Here is a 16,044-nt window from a genome sequence, read left to right on the forward strand (position 1 = left end):
TTGATCCGGCCTAGTTCGCTCCGATGACAGCAATGTCCGCAAGTGGGCGGAAACCGACACTCTACCGCACCACCATCCCCGCGGCCGCAATCTGCGACAGCAGATTCGCCCGTACCGCATCCGATACCGGCGGCAGGGGCCGCGCGGCCTTGCCGTGGCGCAGGCGTTCGCGGTCCTTTTCGTCCGGCTCGACAACCCGTACCCGCACCGCCGCCTTGCCGACCGCGCGCAGGCCGAGCTGCTCGGCGGCACCGCGCGACAGGTCGATGATCCGCGACGAGCCGGCGAACGGCCCGCGATCGTTGACCCGCACGATGATCCGCCGACCGGTATCCAGCGCCGTCACCTCGACATAGCTGGGCAGGGGCAGGGTGGTGTGCGCCGCCGTCGCCCAGCCGGGGCGGAAGCGTTCGCCGTTCGCGGTGCGCTTGCCCGATTCGTTGCCATACCAGCTGGCATAGCCCAGCATGTCATAGGTGGTGTCCTCGGCCGGAACATAGGTGACGCCGCGCACCGTATAGGGCTTGCCGATCCGTACGGGATAATCGCTGACCGGCCGGTAATTGCCACCCGAACAGGCCGCGAGCAGGGCCGCCGCCGCCGGAGCCCATCGGCGCATCGCTTTCCAAACCACCATGCGCCTCGATTAGGCGTGCCGCGCGGCGGGATAAAGCCGTTTGCGCCTCCGTCCGGCGCAGACTATCCCCGTATCGACCGGCAGGGGCTTTCAGCCACGCCGCCGGGCTATCGCATCGGTGCCCCTTGGGGCTTCAAACGGGAATATGGTGCAAATCCATAGCTGTCCCTGCAACTGTAAGCGGTGAGCGCGTGATGCCGGTTCCTGCAACAGGGAACAGCCACTGGAGCGATCCGGGAAGGCCGCATTGCCGACGCTTCGACCCGCAAGCCAGGAGACCTGCCGATGCGAGTCGCTCTTGCCGCGATCCAGGGGATGGTCATGGCCAGGATATATTGTATCATGCGAGCGACGCCATATGGCCGACCCGAATCGGAGACCCAGCCCGGCGTGCGCCCGCTCGAGCCTGGGGACGACCGCGACAGCGGAAGGTCGGCCTGAGTCGCAACGGCGCTCTTAAGCGTGATCCGCCCATGTCCGAAGTTCCTATCCGACCCTCGCTGAAACGCCGTGTTACATTGCTGATGGGTGCGCTGGTCGTCATCAATATCGCTGTCTGGGGCTGGGCGCTGAGCGTCTTTGCGGGCAACAGCCTGATGCTGGGGACGGCTTTGCTCGCCTATAGCCTGGGCCTGCGCCATGCGGTCGATGCCGATCACATCGCCGCGATCGACAATGTGACCCGCAAGCTGATGCAGGACGGCCAGCGGCCCATCGCGGTCGGCCTGTGGTTCGCGATCGGCCATTCCGCCATCGTGCTGATCGCGGCGACCACGGTCGCGCTGGCGGCGAGCACCCTGTCCGACTTCGAGGCGTTCGGGCAGAGCGGCGGGACGATCGCTACCATCGTCTCGGCCAGCTTCCTGTTCGCCATCGCGATCATGAACCTGATCATCCTGCGCGATGTCTGGACCCGCTTCCGCCGCGTCGCGCGCGGCGAGCCTATGGCGGAGGCCGATGCCGACATGCTGTTTTCGGGGCAGGGACCTTTGTCCCGCCTGTTCCGGCCGCTGTTCCGGCTGATCCGGCGCAGCTGGCACATGGCACCGCTGGGCTTCCTGTTCGGGCTGGGCTTCGACACCGCGACCGAGGTGGCGATATTGGGGCTGTCGGGGTCGCACGCGGCGGACGGCGTGTCGCTGGCGACGATCCTGGTGTTCCCCGTCCTGTTCGCGGTCGGCATGGCGCTGATCGACACGGCCGACGGGCTGGTGATGCTGGGTGCCTATGAGTGGGCGTTCGTCCATCCGCTGCGCAAGCTCTACTACAACATGACGATCACTTTGGTCTCGGCGCTGGTCGCGCTGGTGATCGGCGGTATCCAGGCGACCGCGTTGCTGGCCGAGCGGTTCGGCTGGACGGCGGGGCCGTTCCGTTATGCGGCGGCGCTGTCCGAGCATTTCAACGTGCTGGGCTTCGCCATCGTCGGGCTGTTCGTGGTCTGCTGGGGCGCGAGTTTCCTCCTCTATCGCTGGCGCGGGTTCGCCGCGATGGAGGCGCGAATTGCCAAGCCCGGCGCGGCGGGATAAATGCCGCGCATCGGGGCCGAAAATTCCCGAAGATCGCGCCGGTGCCCGCAAGGGCTTCAAACGGGAATGGGGTGCAAATCCCCGGCTGTCCCTGCAACTGTAAGCGGCGAGTGAGCGATGCTGGTGCTCCCATGAGGGCACGGCCACTGGAGTGATCCGGGAAGGCGCATCCCTTTGCTTTGACCCGCGAGCCAGGAGACCTGCCGGCGTCATGGTCGCTCTTGCCTGGACCCAGGGGGTGGTCGGGGCACGGTTCTCCGTCGGGGAGCGACGAAGCCATGCGGCCGGGGCCGCATCGGTCGCCGGGTTGGGGAAAGGACGCAATCGACCGCGCCCGTCCTTTTGTCCCGTCCGGCGATGGGTCCCGCGTTCGCGCTCGCTCGTCCGGCGCGTCGGAGAATTGTTTTGCGCGACCTTTCCAAGGTTCCTGTAACCATCGTCACCGGCTTTCTGGGCGCAGGGAAAACCACGCTCATCAGCCATCTGATCCGCAATGCGGGCGGCCGTCGCCTGGCGGTGGTCGTCAACGAGTTCGGCACTTTGGGTGTCGATGGCGACATCCTGCAATCCTGCGCCATCCCCGACTGCCCGGCGGAGAATATCGTCGAGCTGGCAAACGGCTGCATCTGCTGCACTGTCGCCGACGACTTCATCCCGACGGTCGAAAAGCTGCTGGCGATGGAGCCGCGCCCGGATCATATCCTGATCGAGACGTCAGGGCTGGCGCTGCCCAAGCCGCTGCTCAAGGCGTTCGACTGGCCCGCCATCCGCTCGCGCATCACGGTGGACGGCGTGGTGGCCCTGGCCGATGCGGAAGCCGTCGCGGCGGGCCGCTTCGCCCCCGATCTCGACGCGGTGGAGGCGCAGCGCGCCGCCGACCCCAGCCTGGACCATGAAACCCCGTTGTCGGAAGTGTTCGAGGATCAGCTCGCCTGCGCCGATATCGTCCTGCTGACCAAGGCCGATCTCGCCGGGCCGGAGGGCGTCGCCAAGGCGCGCGCGATCATCGCGGCCGAAGCCCCGCGCCCGCTGCCGATGGTCGAGGCGGTCGACGGCATCGTCTCGGCCGAGATCGTGCTGGGTCTGGAGGCCGCCGCCGAGGACGACATTGCCGCGCGCCCCTCGCACCATGACGGCGCGGACGATCACGAGCATGACGATTTCGACAGCATCTCGGTGATGCTGGGCGAGGTGGACAGCCCCGAGACGATCGCCGCCCGGATCGTGACGCTGGCCGAGCAGCAGGATATCCTGCGCGTGAAGGGTTATGCCGCCGTCGCGGGCAAGCCGATGCGGCTGCTGGTCCAGGCGGTCGGTCGCCGGGTGCGCACTAGCTACGACCGTCCCTGGGGCGCGGGCGAGGCGCGCGGCACCCAGCTGGTCGTCATTGCCGAGCATGACCGGATCGACCGGCCTGCGATCGAGGCCGTACTGAAGGGCTAAGACCAGTGCATCTCGTCTTTCGCGAGAGCCATGGGCTGGAGGAACAGGCGGTTCCGCAGGATCTGGGGCAGCGCCCCGGTGACGTGGTCGTGCTGTCCTTCTCCGACAGCGACCTGAGCGCCTTTGCGGCCGGCTGGCGGGCGGGGGGATTCCCCTGGTCGCTGCGGCTCGCCAATCTGGCGGCGTTGGTCCATCCGCTGTCGGTCGACACCTATGTCGAGCAGACCCTGGTTCACGCAAAGGCGATCCTGATCCGGCTGATCGGCGGGGCGGCGTACTGGGATTACGGCCTGCGCGAGGTCGAGCGGCTGGCGGGGGAGCGGGGGATTGCGCTTGTTGTCCTCGCGGCGGATGGGCGCGAGGATCGTCGGTTGATGGCGGCGTCTACCGTCGACGAGGCGATGGTGCGGCGGTTGGGGGCGCTGTGCGACGCGGGTGGGGCCGATGCGGTGGCGATGGCTTTGGGCGAAATCGCGGCGTTGCCGTCTGTGGCTCTTGCCCCTCCCCAACCCCTCCCCCTGCCGGGAGAGGGGCTTTTCAAGCCAGCGCTTACCACAAGCACGCCCCTCCCGCAGGCGAGTTGTGGGTCGGCCATGCCCCCGGCATGGCCTGAACAATGCGGGGCATTGTTCACCCACAACTGGGATGGGGGAGGGCCCTCTCCCCAAGTGGCACTCGTCGGAGGCTGGTCCCCGGCGGGTCCGTCGTGCCCCGCCGCCGCCCTGTTGATCGCAACCCGCCCCCGCATCCTGATAACCTTCTACCGCGCCTATCTCGCCGCCGCCGACCTGGAGCCCATCGCCGCCCTCCACGCCGCGCTGAGCGAACGCGGCTTCGACCCCATCGCCCTGTTCGTCCCCTCGCTGAAAGCCGAGGGTGCAGGCCCGTGGATTGCGCGCTGGGTCGCGGCCCTCGCCCCCGCCGCGATCGTCAACGCCACCGCCTTCTCCGCACGCGGCGAGGACGACACCACCCCGCTCGACGGCGCGGGCGTGCCAGTGTTTCAGGTCGCGCTCGCCACCAGCGATCGCGAGGGCTGGGCGGGGTCGGCGCGCGGTCTGTCGCCCGCCGACTTGGCCATGCACGTCGTCCTGCCCGAGATCGACGGCCGCCTGTTCGCGGGCGTGGTCAGCTTCAAGCAACCGGGGACACGCGATCCCGATTTCGACATCGCCCTGCGCCTGCACCGCGCCGAACCCGCCCGCATCGCGGCGGTAGCGGACAAGGTGGCGGGCTGGGCAAGGCTGGCGGCGACCCCGGTGGCCGAGCGGCGGCTGGCGATCCTGCTGTCCACCTATCCGGGCAAGGACTGGCAGGCGGCGCATGCGGTCGGGCTGGACGGCTTCGCCTCGACGGCGGCGATCCTCGGCGATCTGGGCGAGGCCGGTTATGATGTGGAGATGCGGGCCGACCTGCCCGAGGCTCTGCTCACCAACCAGATCGCATGGCCGATCACGGCTTACCTTGAGGCGCTCGCCACCTTGCCAGAACCCTTGCGCGCCGACCTGCTGGAAAGCTGGGGCGCGGTCGAGGACGACCCGCTGATCGAGGGTGACGCGTTCCATTTCCCTGCGCTGACGCTCGGCAAGGCGATCGTCGCGCTCCAGCCCGAACGCGGGCGGCGGGACGGGCGGGCGGAGGAGTATCACGACCTCTCGCGCTGCCCGCGCCATTCCTATGTCGCCTTCTATCTCTGGCTTCGGGCGCAGGGGACCGATGCGCTGGTCCATGTCGGCGCGCATGGCACGCTGGAGTGGCTGCCCGGCAAGGCGGTCGCGCTGTCCGACGCCTGTTGGCCCGAGGCGCTGACCCGCGACTGGCCGGTCCTCTATCCCTTCATCGTCAACGATCCGGGCGAGGCGGCGCAGGCCAAAAGACGCATCGGCGCGGTGACGATCGGCCATGTCCCCCCGGCACTGGTGCAGGCGCAGACCGGCGCGGGGCTGGGGCGGCTGGAGGCGCTGCTCGACGAATATGCCAATGCCGATGGCCTCGACCCCGCCCGGCGCGACCGGCTGCGCGCCAGCATCGCCGAGGAGGCGGACAGCGTCGGCCTTGGCGAGACCTTGGGGCTGGCGGGGGCGGAGGATCCGCTCACCCGGATCGACGCATTCGTGTGCGATGTGAAGGACAGCCAGTTCGGCGAAGGCCTCCATATCTTCGGGCGCGGTGAACAGGGCGCGGCGGAGCGCGCCGGGCTGCTCGCCGGGCTGGACGGGAAGCGCGTTCCGGCGGGGCCGTCCGGCTCGCCTTATCGTGGGCGCGCCGACGTACTGCCGACGGGGCGCAACCTCTATGCCATTGACCCGCGTGCGGTGCCGAGCCGGGCCGCGCAAGCGCAGGGCGTGAAGCTCGCCGAGGAACTGCTCCGCCGCCACATGCAGGAGGAGGGTGATTACCTTCGCACTCTGATCGTCGATCTCTGGGGCTCGGCGACGATGCGCACGGCGGGCGAGGAATTCGCCATGGCGCTGCACCTGATCGGGGTCGAGCCGGTGTGGGACCATCGCTCCGAACGGGTGACGGGGTTCGAGGTGATGCCGCTGATGCGTTTCGACCGGCCGCGCGTCGATGTGACGCTGCGCGTGTCGGGGCTGTTCCGCGACGCCTTTCCCCATCTGGTCGCGCTGTTCGGGCAGGCGGTGCGCGCGCTTGGGGCACGCGACGAAGAGCCGGACTGGAACCCCTATGTCGGGCAGGCGGCTCCGCGCGTCTATGGCCCCGCGCCGGGGCGCTATGGCATCGGGCTGGACCCGAATGCGGGCTATGACGAGGCGGCGCGGATCGAGGCGGGGCAGAGCTGGCTCGCCGCCTCGGCGACCGCGCTGGACGATGGCGACCGGCGCGATGCGGACGGGATCGCCGCGCGGGTGGCGGGGGCGCAGGCCTTCGTCCACCTCCACGACCTGCCCGAAAGCGACCTGCTGCTCGCCGCCGACTATGCCTCGCATCAGGCGGGTTTCGCGGCGGCGCGGGCGGCGTTGGGGGAGGGGGCGGCGGCGCTCTATCATCTCGACACACGCGATCCGGCCAGCCCCAAGGCGCGGACGCTGGCCGAGGAGATCGCCCGCACCGTCCATGCCCGCGCCGCCAACCCGCGCTGGGTGGCGGGCATGATGGCGCATGGCTTTCGCGGTGCCGCCGAGATCGCCGCGACGCTCGACCATCTGGGCAGCTTCGCGCATCTGGCGGACGCGGTGCCCGCCGCGTTGATCGACCTGTATTGGGATGCGACGCTGGCTCGGGACGCGGTGCGCGACTTCATGGCGCAGGCGAACCCGGCGGCGCTGGCGGCGATGGAGGCGCGGTTCGCGGCCCTTCATAAGGCCGGGCTGTGGCGGACGCGGCGCAATTCCGTGCTCGCTATGCTGGACGGCGCGGCATGAGCGGCTTTGTCGTCAAGGGCTGGTGTCCCGATGCGTTCCGGCCGATGATGGCGGGGGACGGGTTGCTCGTGCGCGTCCGCCCGCCGCTCGCGCGCCTGACGGCGGCGCAGGTGGAGGGGCTGTGCGAGGCCGCCCTGCGGCACGGCAATGGCCAGATCGACCTGACCGCGCGCGCGAACCTGCAACTGCGGGGTGTGACCGAGGCGGGCTGGCCCCTGCTGCTGGCGGCATTGCAGGCGCTGGGGCTGGTCGATCCCGATCCGGTGACGGAGGGGCGGGGCGCGATCCTCGTCAGCCCGGATTGGCGTGAGGGCGACGATACCCATGCCATCGCCAGCGAATTGCGGGCGCGGCTGGCCGAACTGCCCGAGCTGCCGGGCAAGGCCGGTTTCGTGGTCGATGCGGGGGCTGCGCCGATGCTGGCCGACGCACCCGGGGATTTCCGTATCGAGCGGGCCACCACGGGTGAGCTTATGGCGCGCGCCGATGGGCGGATGAGCGGTGTGACCGTCACCCGTTCGAACGCCGCTGACGCCCTGATCCGGCTGGCGCACTGGTTCGCCGATAGCGATGGTCGCATTGCCGGGCGGATGGTGCGTCACAAGGCGACCCTGCCCGAATGGGCCGAAGGCGACGCCGTACCTGCATCGGGCGCGCCGATGCAGCCCGGCGGGCATCCGGTCGGCGCGGTCTATGGTCTGCCCTTCGGCCGGATCGCTGCCGAATCGCTGGCGGCGTTCGTCCGCCGCCATGGTTGCGCCGTCCGCCTGACCCCGTGGCGGTTGCTCATCGCAGAGGCTATCGCACCGGCCCCGGTCGCCGGGATGCTGCTGGCCGACAGCCCGATCCTGCATGTCGATGCCTGTGTCGGCGCGCCCGCCTGTCCGCAGGCGAGCGTCGAGACCCGCGATCTGGCCGCCCGTCTCGCGCCGCTGATCGACGGCCATCTGCACGTCTCGGGTTGCGCGAAGGGCTGCGCACGGGCACGGGCGGCGGACTGGGTGCTGACCGGGCGGGAGGGGGCTTTCGATCTGGCCCGCAACGCCCGCGCCGGGGCCACGCCCCTTCACACCGGATTGACGCCCGAGCGGGCGGTCGCGCTTCTCGGAGCCTGTTGATGCCCTACACGTACGAAACCGATGGCGCGGCGATCTATCGCCAGTCCTTCGCCATCATCCGCGCCGAGGCGGAACTGGCCCGCTTCGACAAGGAGGAAGAGCCGGTCGCGGTGCGCATGATCCATGCCGCCGGGCTGGTCGAACTCGCACCGTTGATCCATTTCTCGCCCGGCTTTGCGGTCGCAGGCCGGCAGGCGCTGGCGAACGGTGCTGCGATCCTGTGCGATGCGCATATGGTCAGCGAAGGCGTCACGCGCGCGCGTCTGCCCGCCGACAATCCGGTGATCTGTACGCTGCGCGATCCCGCCGTGCCCGTGCTGGCGAAGGAGATGGGCACGACCCGTTCGGCCGCCGCGCTGGAGCTGTGGCGGCCGCATCTGGCGGGGGCGCTGGTCGCGATCGGCAATGCGCCGACCGCGCTCTTCCACCTGCTGACCATGCTCGAAGACCCCGATTGCCCGCGCCCGGCCGCGATCATCGGCTGTCCCGTCGGCTTCGTCGGCGCGATGGAGTCGAAGGACGCGCTGTGGGAGGCGCAGCCCGTTCCTTCCGCCATCGTGAAGGGGCGTCCCGGCGGCAGCGCGATCACCGTCGCGGCGATCAACGCACTGGCGAGCCGCGCCGAATGACGGGGACCGTTCACGGGGTCGGCTTGGGGCCGGGCGCGGCGGACCTCATGAGCGTGCGCGCCGACCGGCTCGTGCGCGGGGCGCGGCACGTCGCGTATTTCCGCAAGGCCGGGCGGCGCGGCCATGCGCGGACCATCGTCGAGGGGATGCTCCGCGACGATGTCGTGGAATATCCGATGGACTATCCGGTCACGACCGAGATCCTGTTCACCGACCCGCGTTATAACGAATGCCTGTCCGACTTCTATGCGGCGTGCACCGCGCATATCCTGTCGCTGGCAGGCCAAGGCGAGGACGTGGTGGTGCTGTGCGAGGGTGATCCGTTCTTCTACGGCTCGTTCATGCACCTGCACAGCCGGTTGAAGGATCATGCTCCCGTCGCGGTGGTGCCGGGCATCACCGGCATGTCGGGCGCTTGGACGGCCAGCGGCGCGCCGATCACCTGGGGCGACGATGTGCTGACCGTCGCGATGGCGACCCTGCCGGAGCCGGAACTGACCCGCCGCATCGCCCAGACCGACGCGCTGGTCGTCATGAAGATCGGCCGCCATTTGCCCAAGCTGCGCCGCGCCATCGCGGCGGCGGGACGGACGGAGCAGGCGTGGCTGGTCGAACATGCCGCCCAGGCGGGGGAGCGGGTGCGCCCGCTGACGCAGGTGGAGGACGCACCCGCCCCCTATTTCTCGATCGCGCTGATCCATGGGCAGGGGCGGCGGCCATGAGCGGCTGGCTGATCGTGGCAGGGCTGGGGCCGGGCGCGGAGGCGATGGTGACACCCGAGGTGTCGGCGGCGCTGACGCAAGCGACCGATGTCGTTGGCTATATCCCGTACGTCGCGCGCGTGCCCGAGCGGCCCGGCCTGACCCGCCATGCCAGCGACAACCGGGTCGAGCGCGACCGCGCGCTGCACGCGCTGGAGATGGCCGAAGCTGGGCAGCGCGTGGTCGTCGTATCCTCTGGCGATCCAGGAGTGTTCGCGATGGCGGCGGCGATCTTCGAACGGGTGGAGGAAGACCCCGAGCGCTGGCACGACCTCGACATCCGTGTCCTGCCCGGCATCACCGCGATGCTGGCGGCGAGCGCACGGGCGGGGGCGCCGCTGGGGCATGATTTCTGCGCGATCAACCTGTCGGACAATCTGAAGCCCCAGGCGCTGATCGAGCGACGGCTGGCGCTGGCGGCGGAGGCGGACTTCGCCATCGCGCTCTACAATCCCCGGTCCAAGGCGCGGCCCGATGCGCTCGATGCGGCCTTTGCGCTGTTACGGCAGGTGTGCGGCGATGACCGCCCGGTGCTGTTCGCCCGCGCCGTCTCGACGCCCGAGGAGCAGTTGCGCATCGTGCCGCTTCCGCAAGCGCGCGGCGAGATGGCCGACATGCGCACCGTCGTCATCATTGGGTCCAGCCGTACGCGCATGATCCCCCATGCGGGCCAGCCGATCCTCTACACCCCCCGGACGACGCCGTGATCCAGCCAGTCCAGCACGGCCGCGACGCTGCTCACCTGCGGGCGGGGCGGGATGAAGGGACGGTCGATCATCACGACCGGCAGGCCCAGTTCCCGTGCCGCGTCGAGCTTTGCCCGTGCGCCGGAGCCACCTGCATTCTTGGCGACCAGCATCTGAATCCGATGGTCCCGCAGCAGCGCCAATTCGCCCGCCAGCGTGAAGGGACCGCGATCCACCACCAGATGATGGTGCGGCAAGGTCGGCTCGGCAGCATCGACAAAGCGCAACAGGTAGAAATGCTGCGGCGCGCTGGCGAAATCGCCGATGGTCTGGCGACCGAGCGCCAGGAAGATGCGCACCGGATCGGCGCCGAGCGCGGCCACCGCCTGTTCGGTATCCGTCACGCGAATCCAGCGATCACCGGGGCCGTCCACCCATTCGGGTCGGGTCAGCGCGAGGATTGGCACGCCCTCCATTTCCGCCGCCGCAATGGCATTGGCGCTGATCCGCGCGGCGAAGGGATGGGTCGCGTCGACCAGATGCGTCACGCCCTCGCTGCGCATATGGTCGGCCAGCCCCTCGACACCGCCGAACCCGCCGATGCGTGTCGGGATGGCCTGCGCGCGGGGGGCTTCGGTGCGGCCCGCATAGCTCAGCACCGCCCGCTCGCCTCGCGCGGCCAGTGCGGTGGCCAAGGCGCTCGCCTCGGTCGTGCCGCCGAGCAGAAGGATGTGGCGCATGGCTGACTCCGGGCCGTGGCTGACGATCGTCGGGATCGGCGAGGATGGCTGGGACGGCCTGACCGCCCCCGCGCGCGCCGCGATCCTGGCCGCCGATAGCGTCATGGGCGCGCCCCGTCACCTGTCGCTGTTGGCCGGGCAGGGGCGGGCGGAGCGGATCACCTGGCCGGTGCCCTTTGCCGATGGCGTTCCCATGCTGCTCGAACGGCGGGGTGAACGGGTGGTCATGCTCGCCTCGGGCGATCCCTTCTGGTTCGGCGCGGGATCGGTGGTGACACGGGCGATGGAGCCGGGCGAGTGGGTCGCCTATCCGGCACCGTCCACCCTGTCGCTGGCGGCGGCGCGGCTGGGCTGGCCGGTCGAGACGATCCAGAGCATCGGACTGCACGCCCGCCCGGTCGAGACGCTGCGCCCGCATCTGGCACCGGGGCAGCGGATATTGGCGCTGATGCGCGACGGCGCTTCGGTGACGGGGATGGCAGCGTGGCTGACCGAGCAGGGGTTCGGCGACAGCGCGCTGACCGTGCTGGAGGCGTTGGGCGGTCCGCGCGAGCGGGTGCGGGCGAGCACGGCGGACGCGCTCGATTGGACCGACATCGCCCATCCGGTCGCGGTGGCGATCGAGCCTGCCGGAGCGGGCCGCGTCCTGCCCTGCGCCAATGGCCTGGACGATGACTGGTTCGCGCATGACGGACAGATCACGAAGCGCCCCGTCCGCGCGCTCGCGCTTTCCGCGCTCGCCCCGCGACCGGGCGAGTTGCTGTGGGACATCGGCACGGGATCGGGATCGGTCGCGATCGAATGGCTGCTGAGCGACCCGACCACCCGTGCCATCGGCTTCGAGCGTGACCCCGCACGCCTGGCCCGCGCCGCCGACAATGCCGGGCGGCTGGGGCTGACCCGGCTGGAACTGGTCGAGGGCGATGCGGTGGCCGAACTGGCCGAGCGTCCGCACCCCGATGCGGTGTTCGTCGGCGGGGGCCTGTCGCGGCCGCTGGTCGAGGCGCTGCGGATGCTGCCCCGCTGTCGCCTCGTCGCCCACGCCGTCACGCTGGAGACCGAGGCGTTGCTGGCCGAATGCCATGCCCGTCATGGCGGCGAGTTGCTGCGCATCGAACTGGCCCGCGCACGACCGCTCGGCACCAAGCGGGGGTGGAAGGCGAGCTATCCCATCGTGCAATGGCGGGTCGCATGGTGATCGCCGGGTTCGGATGCCGGGCGGGGGCGACCCCCGAGTCCTTCCGCAATGCCTTGGCCGCGACCGGCACGCGCCCCGATGCACTGGCCGTACCGGCTGACCGGGCAGGGGCGATCGCGTCCTTCGCCGAGGCCAAGGGGCTGGCCGTCCACCCCATCGCCGCCGACGTGTTGCAAGGTATCGATACTCCTACCCGCTCGACCGTCAGTTTGGCCGCGCGCGGCGTCGGCAGCGTCGCCGAAGCCGTCGCGCTCGTCGCCGCCGGGCCGGGGGCGCGGATCGTCGTCACCCGCACCATCTCCTCCGACCGCATGGCGACTTGTGCCATCGCCCAGGGACCCGAATCATGACCGTCCATTTCATCGGCGCCGGACCCGGTGCCCCCGACCTGCTGACCCTGCGGGGCCGTGACCTGATCGCCGCCTGTCCGGTGTGCCTCTTTGCCGGATCTTTGGTGCCCGAGGCGGTGCTGGCCCATTGTCCGCCCGGCGCGAAAATCGTGAACACCGCGCCGATGACGCTCGATGAGATCATGGCCGAGATCGCGGAAGCCCACGCCAGGGGGCAGGACATCGCCCGGCTCCACTCCGGCGACCTGTCGGTCTGGTCGGCGATGGGCGAGCAGGTGCGGCGCTTGCGGGACATGGGCATCCCCGTCTCGGTGACACCGGGCGTGCCGTCCTTCGCGGCGGCGGCGGCGGTGCTGGAGAGCGAGCTGACGCTGCCCGGCATCGCGCAATCGGTGATTCTGACCCGCACCCCCGGCCGCGCCAGCGCCATGCCCGAGGGCGAGTCGCTCACCGCCTTCGCCGCGACCGGCGCGACGCTGGCCATCCATCTGTCGATCCACAATCTGGCCAAGGTCGTCGCCGACCTGACCCCGCATTACGGCGCAGACTGTCCGGTTGCGATCGTCTGGCGCGCGAGCTGGCCCGAGCAGCGGATCGTCCGCGCGACGCTGGCCACCATCGAACAGGCCGCCGCCGATGGCCCGGAGCGCACCGCGCTGATCCTGGTCGGCCGGGTCCTCGACCCGAGCGATTTCGCCGAGAGCCGTTTATATGCGGAGGGCTATGACCGCCGCTATCGCCCCGGAAACACCCTGGTATGACACCGGGCCTGATGATCGCCGCGCCCGCATCGGGGACCGGCAAGACCACGGTGATGCTGGGACTGCTGCGCGCGTTCCGCGACGCCGGGTTGCGCGTACAGCCGTTCAAGAGCGGTCCCGACTATATCGACCCCGCCTTTCACCGCGCGGCGAGCGGGCGGGCGTCGTTCAACCTGGACGGCTGGGCGATGCCCGCCACGCTGCTCGACACGCTGGGGCAGCGGGGCGCGGATGCCGAGCTGGTGCTGGCGGAAGGTTCGATGGGCCTGTTCGACGGCGTGGCGAGACCCGGCGCGACCGGCATGGGCAGCAGCGCGGAGACGGCCCGGCGCATGGGCTGGCCCGTCATACTGGTCATCGACGTGTCGGGACAGGCGCAGTCGGCGGCGGCGACCGCGCTGGGCTTTGCACGCTATGATCCCGAATTGCGCGTGGCGGGCGTGATCCTGAACCGCGTGGCCAGCCCACGCCATGAGCGTCTGGCGAAACTGGGGTTCGAGGAGATCGGCCTGCCGGTCTTCGGCGCGCTGCCCCGGCGCGGCGATCTGGTCCTGCCCGAACGGCATCTGGGACTGGTGCAGGCCGTGGAACATCCCGAACTCGATCGGCTGATCGGCGACTATGCTGCGTTCCTGGCGGCGCATGTCGATCTCGAGGCGATCCGTGCGGCGGCCTATGCGAAGCCTGCCCCGTCCACGACTGGCACGCTTCCGCCACCGCCCGCGCAGCGAATCGCGCTGGCGCAGGATGCGGCTTTTTCCTTCGTCTATCCGCACATGCTGGAGGGCTGGCGCGCAGGCGGCGCGGAGATACTGCCCTTCTCGCCGCTCGCCGATGAGGCGCCGGATGCGTCGGCCGATCTGGTCTGGCTGCCCGGCGGTTATCCCGAACTCCATGCCGGGCGACTGGCGGCGGCGGAACGGTTCCGGGCTGGCCTTGCAAATCACGCCCAGACCAAACCCATTCACGGCGAGTGCGGTGGTTACATGGCGCTGGGCGAGGCGCTGATCGACGCCCAGGGCGTCAGCCACCGCATGGCCGGGCTGCTCGGCCTCGTGACCAGCTATGCCAGGCGCAAGATGCATCTGGGCTATCGCCGCGCGACCCTGCTGGGCGAAGTGGCGGGAATGCCCAAGGGCGCGGTGCTGGGCGGGCATGAGTTTCATTATTCGACTGTCCTCGAACAGCCTGATGCCCCGCTCGCCCATGTCGTGGATGCGCAAGGGGAGGCGGTGCCCGAAACCGGGTCGCGGCGGGGGCCGGTGACGGGTACCTTCTTCCATCTGGTGGCGCGCTGGTGGTGAGGGGTTTCGTCCATCTGATCGGTGCAGGACCGGGCGATCCGGAGCTGCTGACGCTGAAGGCGGTGCGCTGTCTGGGGCAGGCCGATGTCGTGCTGTTCGACGATCTGGCCGCCGGGCCGATGCTGAGCCATTGCCGCCCCGATGCCGAATTGATCGCGGTCGGCAAGCGCGCGGGCCGCGCCTCGCCCAAGCAGGGCGAGATCGACCGGCTGCTGGTCGATCATGCACTGGGCGGCAAGCGGGTCGTCCGGCTGAAGTCCGGCGATCCGGGTATCTTCGGGCGGCTGGAGGAAGAGATCATCGCGCTGAAGGCCGCCGCCATCCCCTTCGAAATCGTGCCCGGCGTCAGCACGGCGAGCGCGGCGGCGGCGGCGGCGGGCCTTCCGCTGACCCGGCGGTCGGAGGCGCGGCGGGTGCAGTTCGTGACCGGCCACGACATCACCGGCGCGCTGCCCGCCGACCGCAACATGGCGGCGCTGGCGGATGCGGGCGCGACCACGGTCGTGTTCATGCCCAAGCGGACCTTTCCCGCACTCGTCGAGGCGCTGGTCGCGCATGGCCTGTCGCCGGAGACGCCCGCGCTGATGGCCGAGCATGTCGGCTGCCCCGACCAGAGGCTGACCCGCGCAACGATCGGTGCGCTGGCGGCGCAACTGGCGGCGTCCGTATCGGACAAGGCCGCGCTGATCCTCTACGGCCCGCTGATGGAGGATCTGTGATCCATCTCGACCTGATCGGCATCGGCACGGGGAATCCCGATCACCTGACCCGCGCGGCGGAGACGGCGATGCGCGCCGCCGACCTGATCCTGCTGCCGCGTAAAGGTGACAAGGCCGAGCTGATCGACCTGCGCCGCGATATCTGTGCGCAGGTGCTGGCGGGGGTAGCGACGCGGGTGGTCGAATTCGATCTGCCCGAACGCGCGGCCGAGGGAGACTATCTCGACAATGTCGAGCGCTGGCATGATGCGATCGCCGGGTGCTGGGCGGCGGAGATCGGGGAGCATCTGCCGCAGGGCGGGCGGGTGGCGCTGCTCGTGTGGGGCGATCCGTCGCTCTATGACAGCACGATCCGCATCGCGCGGCGGCTGATCGCGGTCAAGCGGGTGACGGTGGTCCCCGGGATCACCAGCCTGCAACTGCTCTGCGCCGCCCACGCCATTCCTTTCAACGCGGTCGGGGCGCCGGTGATGGTGACGACCGGGCGGCGTCTGCGCGAGGGCGGCTGGCCGCAGGGGGCGGACAGCGTCGCGGTGATGCTCGACGGCGGTTGCGCGTTCACGACGCTGGATCAGCCGGATGCGATCATCTGGTGGGGGGCGTATCTGGGCATGGCGCAGCAGGCGATCGAGGCAGGGCGGCAGGCGGATGTGGCCGAGCGGATCGTCGCGCGCCGGGCGGAGCTGCGGCGCACATATGGCTGGATCATGGACGTGTATCTGCTGCGCCGGGGCGGCGATCTGGCGGGGGAGGGGTTGTGATCGCGTTCCAAACTGCCCCCCT

At 70.1% G+C, this 16,044-nt stretch carries 15 protein-coding genes and 2 riboswitches; of the genes, 13 read left to right on the forward strand and 2 right to left on the reverse strand.

The features are described from left to right. Positions 1–61: 61 nt before the first annotated feature. Positions 62–619 (reverse strand): septal ring lytic transglycosylase RlpA family protein, encoded by a 558-nt coding sequence (locus tag SP5_RS04060; RefSeq protein ID WP_042484506.1) that lies wholly within the window; start codon positions 617–619, stop codon positions 62–64. Positions 620–736: 117 nt separating this feature from the next. Then, a riboswitch (cobalamin riboswitch) is annotated at positions 737–938 on the forward strand. Between the two features lie 172 nt (positions 939–1,110). On the opposite strand from SP5_RS04060, the gene SP5_RS04065 reads away from it, so the two are divergent. From SP5_RS04065 to cobJ, 7 genes are all read left to right on the forward strand, one after another. Next, positions 1,111–2,166: a HoxN/HupN/NixA family nickel/cobalt transporter gene (locus tag SP5_RS04065; protein ID WP_042484472.1), complete on the forward strand. Its 1,056-nt coding sequence runs from the start codon at positions 1,111–1,113 to the stop codon at positions 2,164–2,166. Between the two features lie 22 nt (positions 2,167–2,188). After that, positions 2,189–2,388: riboswitch (cobalamin riboswitch) on the forward strand. 183 nt (positions 2,389–2,571) lie between these two features. Beyond that, on the forward strand, positions 2,572–3,609 hold the full coding sequence (gene cobW / locus SP5_RS04070; RefSeq protein WP_042484475.1) for a cobalamin biosynthesis protein CobW: 1,038 nt from the start codon (positions 2,572–2,574) through the stop codon (positions 3,607–3,609). A 5-nt stretch (positions 3,610–3,614) separates the two neighbouring features. Then, complete coding sequence (gene cobN / locus SP5_RS04075; protein WP_042484477.1) at positions 3,615–6,995, forward strand: cobaltochelatase subunit CobN; 3,381 nt, start codon at positions 3,615–3,617, stop codon at positions 6,993–6,995. After that, the gene (locus SP5_RS04080) at positions 6,992–8,113 is read left to right on the forward strand and encodes a ferredoxin-like domain-containing protein (RefSeq protein WP_042484480.1); all 1,122 of its coding nucleotides are present in this window, start codon (positions 6,992–6,994) and stop codon (positions 8,111–8,113) included. The genes cobN and SP5_RS04080 overlap by 4 nt, the downstream gene beginning before the upstream one ends. Further along, positions 8,113–8,742: a precorrin-8X methylmutase gene (locus SP5_RS04085; protein WP_042484482.1), complete on the forward strand. Its 630-nt coding sequence runs from the start codon at positions 8,113–8,115 to the stop codon at positions 8,740–8,742. Before SP5_RS04080 ends, SP5_RS04085 begins: the two co-directional genes overlap by 1 nt. After that, a complete protein-coding gene (locus SP5_RS04090) occupies positions 8,739–9,464 on the forward strand; it encodes a precorrin-2 C(20)-methyltransferase (protein ID WP_042484485.1) in 726 nt (241 codons plus the stop codon). Before SP5_RS04085 ends, SP5_RS04090 begins: the two co-directional genes overlap by 4 nt. Further along, positions 9,461–10,210 (forward strand): precorrin-3B C(17)-methyltransferase, encoded by a 750-nt coding sequence (gene cobJ, locus SP5_RS04095; RefSeq protein WP_042484489.1) that lies wholly within the window; start codon positions 9,461–9,463, stop codon positions 10,208–10,210. The genes SP5_RS04090 and cobJ overlap by 4 nt, the downstream gene beginning before the upstream one ends. On the opposite strand, the gene SP5_RS04100 is transcribed toward cobJ, so the two are convergent. Beyond that, positions 10,186–10,929, reverse strand: a complete 744-nt coding sequence (locus tag SP5_RS04100; RefSeq protein WP_042484492.1) for a cobalt-precorrin-6A reductase — start codon at positions 10,927–10,929, stop codon at positions 10,186–10,188. The two genes, cobJ and SP5_RS04100, sit on opposite strands and share 25 nt — an antisense overlap. Here SP5_RS04100 and SP5_RS04105 point away from each other — a divergent pair. Genes SP5_RS04105 through cobF form a run of 6 tightly spaced genes read left to right on the forward strand, consistent with a single transcriptional unit; the run spans position 10,928 to position 16,022 of the window. After that, positions 10,928–12,127, forward strand: a complete 1,200-nt coding sequence (locus SP5_RS04105) for a bifunctional cobalt-precorrin-7 (C(5))-methyltransferase/cobalt-precorrin-6B (C(15))-methyltransferase (RefSeq protein ID WP_042484494.1) — start codon at positions 10,928–10,930, stop codon at positions 12,125–12,127. The genes SP5_RS04100 and SP5_RS04105 overlap by 2 nt on opposite strands. Beyond that, the gene (locus SP5_RS04110) at positions 12,121–12,477 is read left to right on the forward strand and encodes a cobalamin biosynthesis protein (protein WP_042484509.1); all 357 of its coding nucleotides are present in this window, start codon (positions 12,121–12,123) and stop codon (positions 12,475–12,477) included. Before SP5_RS04105 ends, SP5_RS04110 begins: the two co-directional genes overlap by 7 nt. Continuing rightward, positions 12,474–13,238, forward strand: a complete 765-nt coding sequence (gene cobM / locus SP5_RS04115) for a precorrin-4 C(11)-methyltransferase (protein ID WP_042484497.1) — start codon at positions 12,474–12,476, stop codon at positions 13,236–13,238. Before SP5_RS04110 ends, cobM begins: the two co-directional genes overlap by 4 nt. Further along, positions 13,235–14,542, forward strand: coding sequence for a cobyrinic acid a,c-diamide synthase CobB (locus SP5_RS04120; protein WP_042484498.1), 1,308 nt, complete (start codon positions 13,235–13,237; stop codon positions 14,540–14,542). The genes cobM and SP5_RS04120 overlap by 4 nt, the downstream gene beginning before the upstream one ends. Continuing rightward, positions 14,539–15,261 (forward strand): uroporphyrinogen-III C-methyltransferase, encoded by a 723-nt coding sequence (gene cobA / locus SP5_RS04125; RefSeq protein WP_042484501.1) that lies wholly within the window; start codon positions 14,539–14,541, stop codon positions 15,259–15,261. The genes SP5_RS04120 and cobA overlap by 4 nt, the downstream gene beginning before the upstream one ends. Then, complete coding sequence (gene cobF, locus SP5_RS04130) at positions 15,258–16,022, forward strand: precorrin-6A synthase (deacetylating) (RefSeq protein WP_042484503.1); 765 nt, start codon at positions 15,258–15,260, stop codon at positions 16,020–16,022. Before cobA ends, cobF begins: the two co-directional genes overlap by 4 nt. Positions 16,023–16,044 lie beyond the last annotated feature (22 nt).

This window comes from Sphingomonas parapaucimobilis NBRC 15100 (genome assembly GCF_000787715.1).
Classification (GTDB): domain Bacteria; phylum Pseudomonadota; class Alphaproteobacteria; order Sphingomonadales; family Sphingomonadaceae; genus Sphingomonas; species Sphingomonas parapaucimobilis.